The sequence below is a fragment of the Bradyrhizobium sp. YR681 genome (genome assembly GCF_000282615.1).
Classification (GTDB): domain Bacteria; phylum Pseudomonadota; class Alphaproteobacteria; order Rhizobiales; family Xanthobacteraceae; genus Bradyrhizobium.
Window position 1 is genome coordinate 1 of sequence record NZ_AKIY01000035.1, and the last position, 18,344, is coordinate 18,344.

Genomic DNA, 18,344 nt, shown 5'->3' on the forward strand with positions numbered 1-18,344 from the left:
TAGCGGCTCGGCTCCCCAGCCGCTATTGATGCTGTCGGCATAAAGATCGGCCATCCGCGCGCCGGGCGGCCCAAATAACACCAGGGAGAGATTATGCGCACCTTCGCGATCGCCGCGTCCATCGCGGTACTGGCTCTTGGCTTGAATCTTGGCCTCACCGGACCGGCATCGGCCCAGTCACCGATCATCATCAAGTTCAGCCACGTGGTCGCGACCGACACGCCGAAGGGCAAGGCGTCGGAAAAATTCAAGGAGCTCGCCGAGAAGTACACCGGCGGCAAGGTCAAGGTCGAGGTCTATCCGAACTCGACGCTCTACAAGGACAAGGAAGAGCTCGAGGCGCTGCAGCTCGGCAGCGTACAGATGCTGGCGCCGTCCAACTCCAAATTCGGCCCGCTCGGCATCCGCGAGTTCGAGGTGTTCGATCTGCCCTACATCCTTCCCGACCTGAAGACGCTGCGGAAGGTGACGGAAGGCCCGCTCGGCACGCGGCTGCTCAAGCTGCTCGAGCCCAAGGGCATCACCGGCCTTGCCTATTGGGACAACGGCTTCAAGCAGATGAGCGCCAACAAGAAGCTGGTGACGCCGGCGGATTACCAGGGCGTCAAGTTCCGCATCCAGTCCTCGCGCGTGCTGCAGGCGCAGTTCAAGGCGCTCAGCTCGCTGCCGCAGGTGATGGCGTTCTCGGAGGTCTACCAGGCGCTGCAGACCGGCGTCGTCGACGGCCAGGAGAACACCTGGTCGAACATCTATACGCAGAAGATGCACGAGGTGCAGAAGTACATCACCGAGACCAACCACGGTTACATCGGTTACGTCGTGATCGTGAACAAGAAGTTCTGGGACGATCTACCGGCCGACATCCGCGACCAGCTGTCGAAGGCGATGAAGGAAGCCACCGACTTCAACAACACGCAGTCGCAGAAGGAAAACGACGACGCGCTCGCCGAGATCAAGAAGAGCGGCAAGAGCGAGATCATCAAGCTCACGGCCGAGCAGGACGAGGCGATGCGCAAGGCGATGGAGCCGGTCTACAAGGATGCCGCTGGCCGCGTCGGCCAGCCGCTGATCGACGAGTTCCTGAAGGAATCGAAAAGCACGACGAACTAGCAAGTCGCGCGTGGTTATATAATGCATGAGCAAAGGGCTTCCGTGTACTGCACGGAAGCCCTTTTGTTGCGAATGATTTCCGAATGCACGTGAACGAACATTCAGACGCGTGACATCTCGGTTAGAATCCGCTCCCTGTCCAAGTTGTAAGTTGCATGCGAGGCCTGCGACGCCCATCTTCAGCGCACCCTTCCAAAGGAGGTTCGTATGAGGAAGTTCACCATCGCCGCCATCGCCGTGCTCAGCATCGCCGGCTCGGGGGCGGTCTATGCCCAATATCATCGTCCGTGGATGGAGCACTTCCGCCACGTCCGCATGAACCCTGAAGACCGCGCCGCCTTCGTCGACGCGCGGATCGCCGCCGTCCATGCCGGGCTGAAGCTCAATGCCGATCAGGAGAAGCTGTGGCCGCCGGTCGAGGCCGCCGTGCGCGACTTCGCCAAGCTGCGCATCGACCGCGCCAACGCGCGGATGAACGCGGCCCCCGGCGCCGCCGACAAGCCGGAGGATCCGGTCGCCAACCTGCGCCAGCGGGCCGAGGACATGGGGGCCAGCTCTGCGGCCCTGAAGAAGATCGCCGATGCCGCCGATCCCCTCTACAAGACCCTGGACGAGGGCCAGAAGCGGCGCCTCGCCGTGCTGACCCGCCACCGCGGTCCGTTCGGGGGCGGCGAAGACGGCCCGCCCCGCCACTTCATGGAACGCGGCATGGACCGCATGATGGAGCGCGGCATGGAGCACTTCCGCGGCGACCGTTTCGACCGCGACGGCGGCGAGGGGCGGGATCGCGAGGGCCGGCTCTGAGCCGCTCCGGATGTCCCGAGCAATGAACCTCGGGATCCGCCCTGGATGAGCCATGGCGAAGCCGCTGGAATCCAGCGGCTTTTTCGCATTCCGGGGCCTGTGGAAGAACCTTGGAAAACATGCGCCACATCGCTTGCCAGACCCGGATCGCTTTGCTAAACGACCGGCCTCGCAAGGCATTGACCGCCTTTCGGGCGCATAGCTCAGTTGGTAGAGCAGCTGACTCTTAATCAGCGGGTCCCAGGTTCGAGCCCTGGTGCGCCCACCAAGCTTCTCAATAGCTTGTGGATCTCTCGCTACAGCCATGCTGCGGCTGTCGGGCCGTTGCGTGTCCAGCGTCGCCGGCCATGCCCGAGATCGACGCCTTCAGGCCCATCGCACGGCTTGTCCGCCATTCGCCGCGCTCTCCTGGGCAAGGATTGCGATGCGCGTGGCGCGCAGGGCGTCGGCTGAAGGAATTTGCAAGGTGTCGCCGCGGACGAGATGATCGAAAGCGAACGCCGCAGGCGAGCGGCCCGCGGGCAGGTCGACCTCGCGCCGGGTTTTTGTTGCCGTCTCGACCAGCAATCGATTTTCCGCGAAGAGAACGTCGGCGCGCCCCTTCGTTCCTGATATCCGCATCGCGTAGTCGCCATGCCGCGGTGACGCCTCGGGCTGGATCCAGTCGACGTCGATGGCGAATTGCGGGCCGCCGTCGCAGGCGAGGATCGCGCGCCCGAGCGCGGGGAAGCCCGTCGTGCCGGCAGCCGGTGTCGGCGAGACCCAGCCGCTGACCGTGCCGCTGCTGTACCCCGTCAGCCAGAGCGCAAGATCGATGTCGTGGACGGTCAGATCGGCGAGGATGCCGCCATAAGTCGCCGGCTCGAACATCCACGCCGGACGACGGCTGGGGATGAGCTTGTGCGGCCCTGTCGCGGTGATGGAGACGACGTCGCCAAGCTCACCGCTGTCGATGATCGCGCGGAGTGCGAGCGTAACAGGGTAAAAACGCTTCTCCAGCAGGAGGGTCAGCAGATTGCGTCCGCCAAGGGCCTCCTCGATCGTTGCAAGCTGGGCCAGCGTCACCGCCATCGGCTTGTCGGCGATCGCGAAGATGCCGCGGCGCAGGAGCTTTGCGACAATCGGGGCGCGAAGGCCGAACTCGGTGAAGATTGCTGCGGCGCGAATTGGATGCGCGTCCAGAAGCGCATTCGCGTCGGCATAGCCGGGCGCGCCGGTACGTCGTTCGAGCTCGACGCGTCGTGCCGCGTCATGATCGGCGACGGCCACGACCCTGACGTCGGTTCTGGCAGCAACCTCCGCAAGCACGTATTCGACATGCGGGTGGGCCGCGCCGACGATGGCGATGTCTATCATCTCGGAGCTAGCCGGCATGAAGGATCTCCGGTGCGATCTCGCTGGGGCTGACCGCGCGGCCTTCCGCGGCCGAGCGATAGATGGCGTCGACCAGTCGCGCAGCTTCGAATCCATCCCGGAACGAGCTCGCGGGCGGTCGTCGCTCCCGGACGGCCGAAACGAAGTCGCGCCATTGCGCGATATGTCCGTCGATCCCGATCGCCTTGGGATCGCTGGCGGCGCTTCCGACCCCGGCCGCGCTCGGCGGCGCCGTAACGCCGGCAAAATCCCAGCGCACGATGCTGTCGTTGGCGAGCTCGCAACAGCCGCGATCCGTGAACAGCCGAAGCATGGCCGGCCGCCCCGGCGGCAGCGCCGTGCTCGTCACGATCACACCGAGCGTGCCGGACGCAAAGGACAGCAGCGCCGCCGTCGTGTCCTCGACGGCGTGGGCGTGTCCGAGCGTCGCCATTTTGCCTTGCACACTGTCCACAGGCCCGAACAGCCAGAGCATCAGATCGAGATTGTGAACGCCCTGGTTGAACAGCGAGCCGCCGCCATGCTCGGTTTCGCTGCGCCACGGCTTCTCGGCGTAATAGGCGTCGGAGCGGTACCAATGGATCGCCGTTTCGATCAGGCGCGGTTGCCCAAGATGACCCGCGTCGAGCATGGCCTTGATCGCCTGGTGCTGCGGCTCGAGACGGCGCTGCGAAACCACGCCGCACGTCAGTCGCGCGCGCTCGGCGGCGCGGACCAGGGATGCAGCCTCGGCCGGATCGACACAGAGCGGCTTCTCGACCAGCACGTGCCGTCCGGCCTCGATCGCAGCAAGCGCGACGTCATGATGCGCGCCGCTCGGCGTGCAGACCACGACCGCGTCGATCTCGGCCTGTGCCAGCATCGCCTCGGTGGTCGGGAATGCCGGAACGGATTCGCCATTCATGCACGCCGCGATCTGCTCGGGCGTGCCGCCGGCGATCGCGGAGAGGACGGTTTCGTCGAGCGCCCTTATCGCTCGCGCGTGCGTTTCACCGATTGCCCCTGGACCGATCAACCCGATACGAAGCCGGTTCATGTCTCAGTCCTCAGCGGGTGAGCGGGTAAGGTCGTCCCGCGACATAGACCGTCTCGGGCACCAGAGACTCATCCTCGTCGCGACGGAAGCGCAGCAGATCGGCCGGCGCTCCTACCGTCAGTGCGGGAAGATTGAACGGCAGTCGTGGATTGATGGTTGCCAGCCTCAGCGACTCTGCCAGGCTCAGTCCGGCCATGCGTCTGGCGGTCGCAATTCCGAACAGGAGGTCGACGGCCGCGCCTGCCAGGAATGATGTGCCGACGACTTCCAGCCGGCCATTCGCCTTCAGCTCGACCTTGCCGCCGATCGGCGCGTCATAGAGCCCGGGCGCGCAACCCGCGAGCGCGGCGGCGTCCGACACCAGGATCGAGCGCTCCAGCCCCTTCGCCCGCAGCATGGCCCTGAAGGCTTCAGGGGGGAGGTGATGGCCGTCGGCGATGAAGCTCGCCCACAGCCTGTCCTCGGCCAGTTGCGACCAGATCGGGTTCGGATGCCGCGGCAGCGTGGCTGCGATGCCGTTGCCAAGGTGCGTCGACAACGTTGCTCCCGCCGCGGCGGCAGCGGAGATCTGAGCCGATGTCGCGCTGGTATGGCCGAGCGCAACGCGAACACTGCGCGCCCGAAGGCCGCGCACATAGGCCTCCGTTTCCGGCCAGTGCGGCGACAGCGTCACGAGGCCAATGAGGTTTCCGCAGGCGGCTTGCCACGCGTCGAATTCGTCGAGGCTCGGTGGCCTCACATGTTGGGCGGGATGCGCACCGCGCGGACCATCCTCCGGCGCGATATGCGGTCCTTCGAGATGCACGAAGGGCATCGCATGCTTGAGAAACGGATCGCTGTCGCGTGCCTGCACAATGGCGCGCAACGCGTCGGCGATCGCATCGTGCGATGCCGTGATCAGTGTCGGAGCAAAACGCGACACGCCGCTGTTGTGGACGGCGCCGGCCAGGTCGCGGACCGTCCGGGGATCGGGGCGGGCATTGAGATCGTAGCCCGCAAAGCCGTTCAATTGCAGATCGAACAGGCCGAGCGACAGCCACTGCCCGTCATCATCGCCGCCGGGAACGATCTCCGAAATCCGGCCGTCCTGGATGACGATGGTGCGATTCCGTCCGGTCTCCGGATCGCGGCCCGAGACGCGCGTTGCCGGATCCGTCATGCGCGGACCGGTGTTTGCGGTGAAAGCTGCGGCGGCGTGGAATCCCGGTCGAGATACAGCGCGCAGCGCGGGTGCGTGCGGAGCGCGCTCGCCGGGCACTCGGTCCCGATCGGACCGTACAGCGAGCGCTCGACGGCAGCGCGCTTGGCTGCGCCAGGCACGACACAAAACAGCTGGCCGGCGTCCAGCAGCCGCGGAATTGTCAGCGTGATCGCGTGCGTCGGGACGTCCGCAATCGTCGGGAAGCACCCATCGTCGACCTGCTGTTGCCGGCAGATCGCGTCGAGCGCGACGACCTTGACCGGTTTCGAATCGTGCAGGTCGGCAACCGGCGGGTCATTGAACGCGAGGTGACCGTTGACGCCGATGCCGAGGCAGATGATGTCGATCGGGGCTTCGCCGAGAAGGGCCGCATAGCGCGCGGCTTCGCGCTCGGGATCCGGCTCTTGCCCGATCAGGTGCACGGCGCCGAAAGCGATGCGCGAGAACAAATGATGCGTCAGCCACGCCGCGAAACGCTCCGGCGCATCCGCGGGAAGCCCGATATATTCGTCCATGTGGAAGGCGGTGACGCGCCGCCAGTCGATATCGCGCTCGTGCGCAAGGACGTCCAGCATCTCCGCCTGGCTCGGCGCCGCGGCGAAGACCATCCGCACCGTGCTCTGCCGCGCGAGGCGGTCGCGGAGCGCGACCGCGATGTCGGCGGCAGCCGCACGGCCCATCGCATCCCGCGTTTCAAATGTTGCGATTGAAGGAGCCACCGAAGCCGTCATGCTTATCCATGGGTCTGCCGGGCCTGTCCGTCACCCCGGCGACCAGAATGTAATGCAACCGGTTGCATGTCAAGCTTGCGCCCCGGACCCGACCAAGGCATGTAGTTGGATGCGATGCAGAGGAGGCGGCCTGCGGTGAAGCGCGATTCTGACGGCGGCGGAAAGGGGCGTCCATCGATCGTGCCGACGATCAGCCAGGTCGCCAAGGCTTCCGGCGTCTCGCGCGCGACCGTCTCGCGCGCCTTCTCGCGGCCGGAGATGCTGACCGAGGAGACCGTCCGGCGCGTCAAGGAGGTCGCAGTCAAGCTCGGCTACGTGCCGAACCAGGTCGCGCGCGCTCTCTCGACCGGACGCCATGGCAATGTCGCTCTGATCGTCTCCGATGTCGCGAACCCGTTCTTTCCGCCGCTGATCAGGGCGGCGCAACTGCGGGCGGACCAGGCCGGGCTGTGCGTCTTCCTCGGCAATTCGGACGAGGATCCCGCGCGCGAGGAATTGCTGGTCGGCCGCTTCATCGGCCAGGTGGAGGGCCTCGTCCTCGCCTCGTCCCGTCTGGACGAAGAGCATATCCGCCGTCATGCGACGCGCCGTCCGCTGGTGCTCATCAATCGCGATATCGAAGGTATTACGCGGGTCCTGATCGACACGGCCCCGGGCGTGGCGGCCGCGATCGCGCATCTGGCCGAGCTGGGGCACCGGCACATCGCCTATGTCAGCGGCCCGACGACGTCATGGTCGAACCAGCAACGGCGCAACGCCGTGCGGCGCGAGGCGGAGAAGCGCGGGCTCAAGGTGATCGCCGTGCCCGCGCGTCCGCCGTCCTATGACACCGGCCGGCTCGCCGCCACCCAGATCGTCGCCAGCGGCGTCACCGCGGCGATCGCGTTCGACGACCTCGTCGCGCAAGGCCTGATGGCGGGGCTCGCTGCGCTCGACGTCGAGGTGCCGAAATCATTCAGCGTCGTCGGCTGTGACGACGTGCTCGGCGAAACCACTTACCCACCGCTGACCACCGTGTCGGCGCGCTGCGCCGACGCCGGCGATGTCGCGGTCGGTCTGCTGCTGAGCCAGATGAATGGCGGCGTGTCGGGTGAGATCCGCCACAAGCTGAATTCCCATCTCGTCATTCGCGCCTCGACCGGTCCGGCCCCGGTGAAGCGGCGGAGCCGCTGACGATTTAATCAATGGCCTTCGAAAGCGGCAATGGATCGCAATTGACACGCAACCGGTTGCATGCGAGCTTTTTCGCAGGATTTGTCCCATTCCGTATTGCGAGAATGACCCTCATGGTGAAACCCGTCGGCAGGTTCGGCTACATCACGCGTCCCGAGGACAGCATTCGCTCGGGGAAACCGGTGCGTCGGTCATGGAGGTCGGCCGCGCTCTCGCTGGCGCTGGCTGTCGCCGCACCCGTGTTTGCCTCGCCTGCATCGGCGGAGAAGCTGACCATCTGGAGCGGGTGGCCTGATCTGGCCCCGTTCTACAAGCGCGTCGGCGATCAGCTGAAGAGCAAATACCCGGACCTGGAGATCAGCGTCGAGGCGATTGCGCTGCGCGAGCACGAGAAGCGGCTGGCGCTGTCGCTTCCGTCGGGCGCGGCCGGGGACGTCATCGAGATGGAGGTCGAGGCGGCACGATATCTCGAGGCCGGCCTCATTCCGGAGCCGCCGGCGTCGATCGTCGATTTCGTCAAAGCCAATTACGACATGACGCGCGTGAAGACCGCCATGTACGAGGGCAAGATTTACGGTGTGCCGTTGTTTCAGGGGCAGGGCGCGCTGTTCTACAACACCGAGATGTTCGCGAAGGCCGGCCTCGACGGCCCGCCCAAGACCATGGCTGACTACACCGCCTATGCCCAGAAGCTCGCGCAGCGCGACGCGGCCGGTGTGCCGACGGTGAGCGGATGGAGCTTGCGTCTCAGCGGCGGCGGCTCGGGCATCGCCGAGAAGTACTGGACCATCCTCTATAACCACGGCGGCACGCTGCTCGAGGAGAAGGGCGGAAAATGGCGCGCCGCCTATGCGAGCGCGGCGGGCCGCGCCGCGCTCAAGCAGTATCTCGACAACACCGTGGTCTACCGGACCGTGACGCCCGAGATGAAGGCGGATGCCGAAGCGTTCGAGCTCGGCCAGACCGCGATGTTCATCCGGGAATCCTGGGTCATCGGCGACGTCGCCAAGAAGGCGCCCAATCTCAAATACGCCACGGCGCCGCTGCCCAAGGGCACGCTGATGGTCCCGGTCGATCTCTACGTGCCGAACAAGGGAGCCAAGAGCCAGATCGCCTGGGATTTCGTGCAGAAGGCCAATGAGCCGGAAAATCTGCTCTGGCTGCTCGAGAACACGGCCTGGGTCCCCAACCGCAAGGGCCTCGACTATTCCGCAGTCCTCAAGAAGATCCCGCAGCTCGACGCCTTCGTCAACACGCCGCCCGGCCACGTCTTCTTCACGGTCCCGGCGATCAGCCCGGCCAGCGAAATCCTCACCCGGCTTGCGGCGCGGCTGGAGAAGGCTTTTACCGACAAGTCGCTGGCCGGCAACGACGCCGCGATCGATGCTTTCCTGAAGTCTGCGGCCGAAGAGAGCGACAAGATCCTCGCCCGGGAAGATCTGCTGGCCAAACCGTAAAGCTTCCGACAGGGACCCACTCAATCCAGGCGCCGGCCGCAGACCGGCGCCTGCCGGAGGATCGATGCGCACCACGCCGAAATGGCTGTTTCCCGTTCTGGCGCTGCTTCCGGTCCTCGCCCTCTATGGCTGTATCCGCGTCTATCCGATCATCGAGACGCTGCGGCTGAGCCTGTTTCAATGGAACATCATCTCGCGGCGCAAGCCGTTCGTCGGCTTCGCCAACTTCGTTGAGCTCTCGAGCGACCCGCTGTTTCTCGAGGCGATCTTCAACACCACCATCATCGCCTTCAGCGTCGTGGCGATCACCATTCCCGTCGCGCTCGCGCTCGCCGCCTTGATCAATACAAGGCAGGGGCTGCGGCGCAGCGGCGTCTATGAGGCCTCGGTGTTCCTGCCGCACGTCGTCTCGCTGGTTCCGGCGGCGATGGCCTGGAAGTGGATTTTCGACGCAAGGCTCGGACCGCTCAACGCCCTGATCGGGATGTTCGGGATTCCGGCCCAGTCGTGGCTGTTCGATCCCGTGCTGTCGCTGGTGTGCCTGATCGTTCTCTGCTCCTGGCAGGCGATCGGTTATGCGGTCCTGATCTTCCTGGTCGGACTGAAGAACGTCCCGGAGGCGCTCTACGAGGCGGCGCGCCTCGACGGCGCCTCGTCGCTTCAGGCCTTCCGCTACATCGCAGTGCCGCTGCTGAAGCCCGTCATGCTGTACGTGTCGGTCATCACGCTGATCTCGTCCTACAACATCTACGCGCAGGCCTTCGTGCTGGCGTCTGATGTCCAGGGTGCGCCGGGACATCTCGTCCGTGTCCTCGTCCTCGACATGCTCGAAAACAGCTTTCGCAATTACCGGGTCGGCTACGCCGCAGCCGAAGCCGTCGTGCTGCTCGTGATCGTCCTCATCCTGACCGGCGCGCAGTTCAGGCTGTTCCGCGACAGGAGCCGCGCATGAGCGAGCATGAACGCGAGCATCCGTCCGTCGTCGGTCAGAGCGGTGCCGTCGGCCTCGCGATCGACGTCGTTCTGGGCGCCGTCAGCCTGATGATGCTGCTGCCGCTGGTGTTTCTGATCAGCAATGCGTTCAAGACGCCGCCCGAGCTGCTGGCCTGGCCACCGACCGTGATCCCGCACCAGCCGACGCTGGACAACATCATCAGCGTCCTCAGTGAAACGCCGCTGTTTCGCTGGATCGGCAACTCGCTGATCTTCGCGACGCTCTCGACCGCGAGCATCGTCTCGACGTCGGCGATCGCAGGCTATGTGCTCGGCAAGTTCGACCTGCCGGGGATCCCCGTCATCTTCGGCATCATCATCGCGACCGCGGTCGTTCCCTTCGAAGTCTACATGATCCCGCTCTACCTCAACGTCCAGTCCGCCGGACTGCTGAACACCTGGCCGGGGCTCTTGGTCGGTTATCTCATCATGAGTTTCGGCATCTTCCTGGTGCGGCAATACGTGATGACCTCGATTCCCGACGAGCTGCTGGAGGCTGCGCGCGTGGATGGGGCAGGGGAGCTCTGGATCTTCCTCCGGATCGTGCTGCCGCTGATGCGCGGCCCGTTGGGCGCTCTCGCCGTGCTGGCGTTCTTCCAGGCCTGGACCGCCTTCGCCTGGCCGCTCGTCGTCATGACCAACAAGGACACCTATACGCTCGAGGTCGGGCTCGCCCTGTTTCAGACCGGCTTCACCGTGGATACCGGTCGTCTCAGCGCGGCCGCCGCGCTGGCGCTGGTTCCCAGCGCGCTGTTCTTCTCGCTGATGCGTCGGAATTTCGTGCGTGGCGTGGCTGCAAGTGGTCTGAAGGAGTGACGCGCGCGCCGTGCGAGTTACGAGGCGCGGCTGGTGCCAATTTCGTTCAGTCGAACGCGGAGATCATGCCGTCGATGAGATTGCACGCCAGCAAATGCTCGACCGTGGGAACGGCGGCGCGCTCGATCTCGATCAGGGATGTATCGATGCGCCTGATCTGCTCGCGCGCCTCCCGCGCGAGCTTCACGGCGAGGTCCTCCTCGATTGCCTCGAAGCGCACGCGTTCCCCGGGACGGAGCTGAGCGAGCCGCGGCAGGTCCGCCGAGATCACGGTGGCGATCTTGGGATATCCGCCGGTGGTCTGGCGATCGGCGAGCAGGATGATCGGCTGGCCGTTGCCGGGGATCTGGATGCTGCCGAACACGGTGCCGTCGGAGACGATGCCCACCGCGCCGGCGTGCTGAACGCGCGGCCCTTCGAGCCGGCATCCCATGCGATCGGATAGTGGCGTGACGGTGTAGTCGGAGCTGAGGAAGGTTGCGATCCCCTCGGCGCTGAAGGCATCGTCCTGCGGGCCGAGGAGGACGCGAATGGCGCCTCGCGCGCGGCGGCGATGTGCCGGGGACACCATCAGATGCGGCCGCGCCGGCAATCCGGGAGCTGCCAGCGGCAACCGATCGCCCGCACGCAGCGCACCGCCGTCGAGCCCGCCGAGCTGGCTGCGTGAATGCGTCGAGACGCTGCCGAGCATCGGCGTCACCTGAAAACCTCCGGCGACGGCGAGTACGGCGCGCGCACCGTCGCGCGCGGTGCCGATCGTAAGGCGCTGGCCGGCATTCAGATCATGCGTTTCGTGCGACGAAACCGGCCGGCCGTCGATACTGACAGCGAAGTCCGCGCCCGCCAGCGCGAAGCGGATATCGGCACCGGCGCAACTGAGCGTCGGCCCCGCGAGGGTGATTTCGAGCGCAGCCGTTTCGGCCTTGTTGCCGACCAGCGCATTGGCGGTTGCGAGCGCAATCGGATCCATCGCGCCCGAGGCCGAGATGCCGTAGCGCTGAAATCCGCGGCGGCCGAGATCCTGGAGGGTCGTGGCAAGACCAGGCTCGACGATTTCGAGATCGACAGACATCGCGGCGCTCAGACCTTCAACTCTTCGCACTCGGCGATGATCGCGCCCGCCTCCGCCGCGCGCGCGAGCGCGGCAAATTCGGCGACACCGATGGGATGGAAGCGCAGGAGATCGCCGGCGCGGAACAGGAAAGGTTCGTGCGTGCGAGCCGGGTCGTAGGAGCGCACCGGCGTGCGCCCGAGCATGTGCCAGCCGCTCGGCGCGGCGAGCGGCGGCGCGACCGCGGCCTGCTGGCCTCCGACCGAGACGCTGCATGGCGGCGTGACGAGCCTCGGCTCCGGGCGGCGGTCGACATGAAGTGTGCGATCGAGCCCGCCGAGATAGGCAAATCCCGGCATGAAGCCGATCATGTAGACGCGGTATTCGGCTGCGCTGTGCCGCGCCACGATCTCGTCTGTCGTGGTGTCGAGCCGTTGCGCCAGCCAGTCTAGATCCATGCCGTTGTCGCCGCCATAGGCGACCGGAACGGTCCAGCGGCGACGGACCTGTCCTTCCGGAGCCACCGGCGGCCACAGCGCCATGATCTCGGCTTCGACATCGCGCCGTGACAGCATGGTCGGATCGAAACAGACCAGCAGCGTGCGGTAGGTTGGTACGATCTCCACGATGCCGGGCACCGCGCGCTCGGTTAGTGCGCGGTCGAGATCGACGACGCGCGCGTTGACATCGGCGTCGATGCCATCTCCGACCTCGACGGTCAGCGCAGCGTCGCCGGATCGGCGGAAGCGCGGCATCGCGTAGAGTGCATCATTGGCCCTGCTCATGGATGCCCTGGTGAGATCGTCGGACGTATGCATGCTCCTCGAAAAGCGACAACGCCCATGCAGGAGCCGAATTTTCCGTGACGCGCACCGCGTATCATGGATATATCGAACCTGCACGGCAAAAGAGGACGACGATGACTCTGATCGATATGAACTGCGACATGGGCGAAGGTTTCGGCGTCTATACGCTCGGTGACGACGCCGAGATGCTGCGCACCGTCACCTCGGCCAACATCGCCTGCGGCTTTCACGCCGGCGATCCGCTCGTGATGCATCGGACCTTGACCGAGGCGAAGGCCAATGGCGTGCAGGCCGGTGCACATCCAGGGTTCCTCGATCTCTGGGGTTTTGGCCGCAGGCCCATCCAGGGCGAGCGTCCCGCCGACATCGAGAAGATCGTGCTCTATCAGGTCGGCGCGCTGATGGCGCTGGCATCCGATGCCGGCCACATTGTCCGTCATGTCAAGACCCACGGCGCGCTCGGCAACATCGCCGCGGAGGATCGCGATCTCGCCGAAGCCGTGGCGCGCGCGATCCGCACCATCGATCGCAACCTGATCTTCGTGGTGATGCCCGGCCAGGAGACGGAGCGGGCCGGCGAGAAATTCGGTCTGCCTTTGGTGCGCGAGATCTATGCCGATCGCGCCTATGCCGATAACGGCAATCTGGTGTCGCGCCGTCTTGCCGGATCCGTCATTCATGATGCGGAGGTCGCGTCGGAGCGTGTCATTCGCATGATCGAGGACCGCGCGATCACCTGCCTGTCGGGAACGCGGCTGCCGACCCGCATCGACAGCGTCTGCGTCCACGGCGATACGCCGGGCGCGATTGCGATGGCGCAGAGCCTGAAGGCGCGGCTTACCGCGGCCGGCGTCACGCTGGCGCCGATGGCTGAGGTCATCGGTGCCTGATTGCTCATCGGAGCTTTCAGAGTCGTTGGGTGGCGTAATTCCGGCGATAGGTCTAGACGTGGATCGCGTGGCCGAGGGCCTTGAGGGCGGCTTCCTGGACGGCCTCGCCCAGCGTGGGATGGGCGTGGATCGTGCCGGCGATGTCCTGCAGGACCGCGCCCATCTCGATGGCGAGGCCAAACGCTGCGGAGAGCTCCGAGACTCCCTGTCCAATCGCCTGGATTCCGATCACCTGCTGATTATCGGCCCTGGCAACGACGCGCACGAAGCCGGTCTCGCCATGGCGCGTCATCGCGCGGCCATTGGCTGCAAAGGGAAATTGTCCGACCTTGGTGTTGATGCCGGCCTCGCGCGCCTCGTCCGGTGACAGCCCCGCCGAGACGATCTCGGGATCGGTGAAGCAGATCGCCGGAATGCAACGCTTGTCCCAGGCGCGCGGCATGCCGGCTGCGATCTCCGCCACCATCTCGCCCTGCGCCATGGCGCGATGCGCCAGCATCGGCTCGCCCGTGACGTCGCCGATCGCATAGATGCCGCGCATCGAGGTCTCGCAATGCTGGCCGATCCGGATGAAGCGGCCTTCCATGTCGAGCACGAGTTGCTCCAGCCCCAACGCGGCGGTAACCGGTGCGCGCCCGACCGTGACGAGAATTTTGTCAGCCGTCAGGCTGCGCTCCTGGCCGTCGGCCGTCTCGACGCGCAATCCGTCGCCTTGCGCGGTCAGGCCGAGCGCCCGGGCGCCGGTCAGCACCTCGACGCCGAGCCCGCTCAGGCGTCTTGTGATCGGAGCCGTCAATTCGGCATCGTAGAGCGGCAGGATGTTGTCCTGGGCCTCGACCACGGACACCTTGCTGCCCAGCTTGGCGAAAGCTGTTCCAAGCTCGAGCCCGATATAGCCGCCGCCGACGACAACGAGGGACTTTGGCACCTCTGCGAGCGACAGCGCATCGGTCGAGGAGATGACCCTGCCGCCGAACGGCAGCGACGGCAGCTCGATGGGCGCCGAGCCGGTTGCGATCACGACCGTCTCGGCCTTGATCGTCTTCGGACCCGTTTCGGTTTCGACAACGATCGTCTTGCCGTCGAGAAAGCGTCCATGGCCCTGAACGATCTTGACCTTGGCCTTGCGCAGCAGCGCGGCGACGCCGTTGTTCAGCCGATGGACGATCCCGTCCTTCCAGGCGATCGCCTGCTTGAAGTCCAGTGCGGGCGCTGCCGCCGTCAGGCCGAACGGCGTCTTGCCGTGTGCCGCCTCGGTCAGCTTCTCGAATTCCTCGGCGACATAGATCATCGCTTTCGAGGGAATGCAGCCGACGTTGAGGCAGCTTCCGCCCAGCTTTCCGCGTTCGACGAGGACGGTATCGAGGCCGAGCTGGCCGGCGCGGATCGCGCACACATAGCCGCCGGGGCCGCCACCGATGACGACGAGCTGACAGGTGATTTCGGTCATGGCTTGTTCTGCCTCAGGGATCGACGAAGATCGTCGCCGGGTTCTCCAGCAGCTCCTTGAGCCTCTGCACGAAGACGGCCGCGTCCCATCCGTCGACGACGCGGTGATCGAAGCTGGAGGAGAGGTTCATCATCTTGCATGGCACGAACTGCGCGCCGTCCCAGAGCGGACGCACGGCGATCTTGTTGACGCCGACGATGGCGACCTCGGGGTGGTTGATCACCGGCGTGGTCGCAAGGCCGCCGAGCGCGCCGAGCGAGGTGATGGTGATCGTCGATCCCGTCAATTCCTCGCGTGTCGCGGTGCCGTCACGGGCGCGCTGCGCGAGACGGTTCAGCTCAACGCTGCAATCCCGGAGATCGCGCGCCTCCACATGCTTCACCACGGGCACGACGAGGCCCGACGGGGTCTGGGTCGCGATGCCGATATGGATGCCGGCATGCTGATGGACGATACCGGCCTCGTCGTCATAGAGCGCGTTGAGCGCGGGTTGTTCGGCGAGCGCCTTGACCATGGCGCGCATCAGGAAGGGCAGCAGCGTCAGCTTGGGCAGCTCCGGCGTGGGCTTCCTGTTCAGTGACGCGCGAAAATCTTCCAGCGGAGAGACGTTGACTTCCTCGATGATGGTGATGTGCGGAATGCGGGACTTCGACAGCGCCATCTTCTCGGCAATGCGGCGGCGCAGGCCTACCACCTTCACGTCGGTGACGGCGGTCTTCGGGCTCATGCCGCGGCCATGAAGCGGTGCCGGCCCGCGCGACAGGAAGGCGTCGATGTCCTCGTGGGTGATGCGTCCGGCAGGGCCGGTGCCGTGGACCTGGCGCAGGTCGATGCCGGCTTCTTGCGCCTTGAGGCGGATCGCGGGCGAGGCCGTCGGCTTCTCGCCCGGTGCGCGCCGGGCCGCAGACGTCGTCGCCGGCCGAGCCTCGATGGCCGCGGGGCGAACGCGGGCAGGAGGCGTTGGCCCAATATCGGCAGTTTGGGCTTTCGTCACAGCCGATGGCACTGCGGCGTTGTCTGTCGGCGCCTTGTCTTCGGGCTCCGCGTCGTCGCCGCCGGCGACCTTGAGCTTCACGAGTGTCGAGCCGATCGCGACCGCTTCACCGATCTTGGCGCCGATCCAGCTGACTTCGCCCGCGAGCGGCGAGGGAATCTCGACCGAGGCCTTGTCGGTCATCACCGTGGCAAGCAGGTCGTCCTCGCGAACGAGATCGCCTTCCTTGACGTGCCATTCGACCAGCTCGGCTTCGGCAATGCCTTCCCCGATATCCGGAAGCTTGACGCTGCGCTCGCCCATCAGCGGGCCTCCATGATGTCACGCAGCGCCTGCCCGAGCCTGACAGGACCGGGGAAGTAGTCCCACTCCTGCGCATGCGGATAGGGCGTGTCCCAGCCGGTGACGCGCATCACCGGCGCTTCGAGGTGATAGAAGCAGTGCTCCTGCACCAGCGCCGTGAGCTCCGCGCCGAAGCCGGAGGTCAGGGTTGCCTCGTGTACCACGATGCAGCGGCCGGTCTTCGCGACGGAAGCGGCGATCGTCTCGAGATCGAGCGGAAGCAGGGTGCGCAGGTCGATCACCTCGGCATCGATGCCGGTCTCCTCGACGGCGGCGAGGGCGACGTGAACCATGGTGCCGTAGGCGAGCACGGTGACGGCCTCACCGGCGCGCCGCGTCACCGCCTTGCCGAGCGGCGTGGTGTAGTGTCCCTCCGGCACGTCGGAGAGCTCATGCCTGGCCCAGGGGGTGACCGGGCGATCGTGATGACCGTCGAACGGACCATTGTAGAGCCGCTTCGGCTCCAGAAAGATGACGGGGTCCGGATCCTCGATGGCTGCGATCAGGAGGCCCTTCGCATCATGGGGATTGGATGGCACCACGGTCTTCAATCCCGCGACATGCGTGAACAGTGCCTCGGGGCTCTGGCTGTGCGTCTGCCCGCCGAAGATGCCGCCGCCCGTCGGCATGCGGATGACCAGGGGACAGGTGAAATCGCCGGCCGAACGATAACGCAGGCGAGCTGCCTCCGAGACGATCTGGTCGTAGGCCGGATACATGTAGTCGGCGAATTGCAGCTCGACGCAGGGGCGCAGGCCGTAAGCGGCCATGCCGACCGCGGTGCCGACGATGCCGCACTCGCTGATCGGCGCATCGAAACAGCGCGCCACGCCATATTTCTGCTGCAGGCCCTGCGTGCAGCGGAACACGCCGCCGAAGAAGCCGACATCCTCGCCATAGACCACGACGTCGTCGTTGCGTTGCATCGAAACGTCGAGCGCCGAGCGGATCGCCTCGATCATCGTCATGCGCGGCACGGCTCAAACTCCGATCTGCTGGCGCTGGCGCCGCAGATGCGGCGGCAGCTCGGCATAGACGTCCTCGAAGATGTCGCGGGCCGACGGCTTGCTGCCCGAGTGCAGCGTGCCAAAACTCTCGGCCTCTTTCTGGGCCGCGATGACGTCGGCGAGGATCTCGGCCTCGGCCTGCTTGTGGCGTTCTTCCGACCAAGCTCCGGCTGCGATGAGATGCTGCTTGAGCCGGATCACGGGATCGCCCAGCGGCCACTCCTCGGATTCGTGCTTCGGCCGGTAGGCGGACGGATCATCCGAGGTCGAATGCGCGCCGGCGCGGTAGGTGACGTATTCGATCAGCGTCGGCCCGAGGTTGAGCCGGGCCCGCTCGATGGCCCATTTTGCGACGGCATAGGTCGCCAGATAGTCGTTGCCGTCGACCCTGAGCGCGGGGATGCCGAAGCCGAGGCCGCGCGCGGCGAAGGTGCCGGAGCCGCCACGCGCGATGCCCTGGAAGGTCGAGATCGCCCATTGATTGTTGACGACGTTGAGGACGACGGGCGCCTTGTAGGTCGAGGCGAACACGAGCGCGGCATGGAAATCGGACTCCGCGGTCGAGCCGTCCCCGATCCATGCCGCGGCGATGCGGCTGTCGCCCTTGATCGCCGAGGCCATCGCCCAGCCGACGGCTTGAACGAACTGGGTGGCGAGATTGCCTGAGATCGAGAAGAAGCCGTGCTTCCGCGACGAGTAAAACACCGGAAGCTGGCGGCCCTTCATCGGATCGTTCGCATTGGAATAGATCTGGCACATCATGTCGACGAGCGGATAGTCATGCGCGATCAGCAAGCCGGCCTGGCGGTAGGTCGGGAAGTTCATGTCATCGGGGCCGAGCGCGATGCGGAACGCGCAGCTCACGGCCTCCTCGCCGGTGTGCTGCATGTAGAAGGACGTCTTGCCCTGGCGTTGCGCCATCTGCATGCGCGCGTCGAAAATGCGCAGGGTCATCATGTGGCGCAGGCCGGCGACCAGCTCGTCCAGGGAAAGGTCCGGCGCCCATGGTCCGATCGCCTGCCCTTCGTGATCGAGCACGCGGATGATCGAATAGGCGAGATCGCGAATCTCCTCGGGCGCCACATCGACCGGCGGGGGCCGGACCGAGC

The 18,344-nt window shown here is 65.8% G+C and carries 18 protein-coding genes and 1 tRNA gene; 9 read left to right on the plus strand and 10 right to left on the minus strand.

The features are described from left to right. The first annotated feature begins 93 nt into the window (after nt 1-93). The 4 genes from PMI42_RS05500 (at nt 94) to PMI42_RS05510 (ending at nt 2,182) form a co-directional block, all read left to right on the plus strand. Nucleotides 94-1,110: a TRAP transporter substrate-binding protein gene (locus PMI42_RS05500; RefSeq protein WP_008131353.1), complete on the plus strand. Its 1,017-nt coding sequence runs from the start codon at nt 94-96 to the stop codon at nt 1,108-1,110. Nucleotides 1,111-1,317: 207 nt separating this feature from the next. After that, nucleotides 1,318-1,914 (plus strand): Spy/CpxP family protein refolding chaperone, encoded by a 597-nt coding sequence (locus tag PMI42_RS05505; protein WP_008131354.1) that lies wholly within the window; start codon nt 1,318-1,320, stop codon nt 1,912-1,914. Between the two features lie 52 nt (nt 1,915-1,966). Further along, nucleotides 1,967-2,116: a hypothetical protein gene (locus tag PMI42_RS38965; protein ID WP_157195720.1), complete on the plus strand. Its 150-nt coding sequence runs from the start codon at nt 1,967-1,969 to the stop codon at nt 2,114-2,116. Further along, nucleotides 2,107-2,182: transfer RNA gene (locus PMI42_RS05510), tRNA-Lys, on the plus strand. The genes PMI42_RS38965 and PMI42_RS05510 overlap by 10 nt, the downstream gene beginning before the upstream one ends. Before the next feature lie 98 nt (nt 2,183-2,280). Here PMI42_RS05510 and PMI42_RS05515 read toward each other — a convergent pair. Genes PMI42_RS05515 through PMI42_RS05530 form a run of 4 tightly spaced genes read right to left on the minus strand, consistent with a single transcriptional unit; the run spans nt 2,281 to nt 6,205 of the window. Continuing rightward, nucleotides 2,281-3,288, minus strand: coding sequence for a Gfo/Idh/MocA family protein (locus PMI42_RS05515; RefSeq protein WP_008131355.1), 1,008 nt, complete (start codon nt 3,286-3,288; stop codon nt 2,281-2,283). Then, nucleotides 3,278-4,324 carry a Gfo/Idh/MocA family protein gene (locus PMI42_RS05520; RefSeq protein ID WP_008131356.1) on the minus strand — a complete coding sequence of 349 codons (1,047 nt, stop codon included), beginning with the start codon at nt 4,322-4,324 and terminating at the stop codon, nt 3,278-3,280. The genes PMI42_RS05515 and PMI42_RS05520 overlap by 11 nt, the downstream gene beginning before the upstream one ends. A gap of 10 nt (nt 4,325-4,334) precedes the next feature. Beyond that, the gene (locus PMI42_RS05525; RefSeq protein ID WP_008131357.1) at nt 4,335-5,483 is read right to left on the minus strand and encodes an N-acetylglucosamine-6-phosphate deacetylase; all 1,149 of its coding nucleotides are present in this window, start codon (nt 5,481-5,483) and stop codon (nt 4,335-4,337) included. Continuing rightward, nucleotides 5,480-6,205 (minus strand): glucosamine-6-phosphate deaminase, encoded by a 726-nt coding sequence (locus tag PMI42_RS05530; RefSeq protein WP_008131358.1) that lies wholly within the window; start codon nt 6,203-6,205, stop codon nt 5,480-5,482. Before PMI42_RS05530 ends, PMI42_RS05525 begins: the two co-directional genes overlap by 4 nt. Before the next feature lie 186 nt (nt 6,206-6,391). Between PMI42_RS05530 and PMI42_RS05535 the strand changes: the two genes are divergently transcribed. The 4 genes from PMI42_RS05535 (at nt 6,392) to PMI42_RS05550 (ending at nt 10,695) form a co-directional block, all read left to right on the plus strand. Then, the gene (locus tag PMI42_RS05535) at nt 6,392-7,429 is read left to right on the plus strand and encodes a LacI family DNA-binding transcriptional regulator (RefSeq protein ID WP_008131359.1); all 1,038 of its coding nucleotides are present in this window, start codon (nt 6,392-6,394) and stop codon (nt 7,427-7,429) included. 113 nt (nt 7,430-7,542) lie between these two features. Further along, nucleotides 7,543-8,886: an ABC transporter substrate-binding protein gene (locus tag PMI42_RS05540; protein WP_008131360.1), complete on the plus strand. Its 1,344-nt coding sequence runs from the start codon at nt 7,543-7,545 to the stop codon at nt 8,884-8,886. Nucleotides 8,887-8,950: 64 nt separating this feature from the next. Next, on the plus strand, nt 8,951-9,838 hold the full coding sequence (locus PMI42_RS05545; protein WP_008131362.1) for a carbohydrate ABC transporter permease: 888 nt from the start codon (nt 8,951-8,953) through the stop codon (nt 9,836-9,838). Next, nucleotides 9,835-10,695 (plus strand): carbohydrate ABC transporter permease, encoded by an 861-nt coding sequence (locus tag PMI42_RS05550; protein ID WP_008131364.1) that lies wholly within the window; start codon nt 9,835-9,837, stop codon nt 10,693-10,695. Before PMI42_RS05545 ends, PMI42_RS05550 begins: the two co-directional genes overlap by 4 nt. A 46-nt stretch (nt 10,696-10,741) precedes the next feature. On the opposite strand, the gene PMI42_RS05555 is transcribed toward PMI42_RS05550, so the two are convergent. Together PMI42_RS05555 and pxpB are read right to left on the minus strand one after the other, a co-directional pair. Beyond that, nucleotides 10,742-11,767 (minus strand): 5-oxoprolinase subunit C family protein, encoded by a 1,026-nt coding sequence (locus PMI42_RS05555; RefSeq protein WP_008131367.1) that lies wholly within the window; start codon nt 11,765-11,767, stop codon nt 10,742-10,744. A gap of 8 nt (nt 11,768-11,775) precedes the next feature. Further along, nucleotides 11,776-12,531 (minus strand): 5-oxoprolinase subunit PxpB, encoded by a 756-nt coding sequence (gene pxpB, locus PMI42_RS05560; RefSeq protein WP_008131369.1) that lies wholly within the window; start codon nt 12,529-12,531, stop codon nt 11,776-11,778. Between the two features lie 134 nt (nt 12,532-12,665). On the opposite strand from pxpB, the gene PMI42_RS05565 reads away from it, so the two are divergent. Continuing rightward, nucleotides 12,666-13,442, plus strand: a complete 777-nt coding sequence (locus tag PMI42_RS05565; protein ID WP_008131370.1) for a LamB/YcsF family protein — start codon at nt 12,666-12,668, stop codon at nt 13,440-13,442. A gap of 52 nt (nt 13,443-13,494) precedes the next feature. On the opposite strand, the gene lpdA is transcribed toward PMI42_RS05565, so the two are convergent. The 4 genes from lpdA to PMI42_RS05585 all read right to left on the minus strand — a co-directional run. Further along, nucleotides 13,495-14,892: a dihydrolipoyl dehydrogenase gene (gene lpdA / locus PMI42_RS05570; protein WP_008131372.1), complete on the minus strand. Its 1,398-nt coding sequence runs from the start codon at nt 14,890-14,892 to the stop codon at nt 13,495-13,497. A 13-nt stretch (nt 14,893-14,905) separates the two neighbouring features. After that, nucleotides 14,906-16,189 (minus strand): dihydrolipoamide acetyltransferase family protein, encoded by a 1,284-nt coding sequence (locus PMI42_RS05575; RefSeq protein WP_008131374.1) that lies wholly within the window; start codon nt 16,187-16,189, stop codon nt 14,906-14,908. Beyond that, entirely contained in the window at nt 16,189-17,205 is a 1,017-nt protein-coding gene (locus PMI42_RS05580) for an alpha-ketoacid dehydrogenase subunit beta (protein WP_008131375.1), read from the minus strand. The genes PMI42_RS05575 and PMI42_RS05580 overlap by 1 nt, the downstream gene beginning before the upstream one ends. A gap of 3 nt (nt 17,206-17,208) precedes the next feature. Continuing rightward, a partial coding sequence (locus tag PMI42_RS05585; RefSeq protein ID WP_008131376.1) for a thiamine pyrophosphate-dependent dehydrogenase E1 component subunit alpha occupies nt 17,209-18,344 on the minus strand: 1,136 nt, incomplete at its 5' end.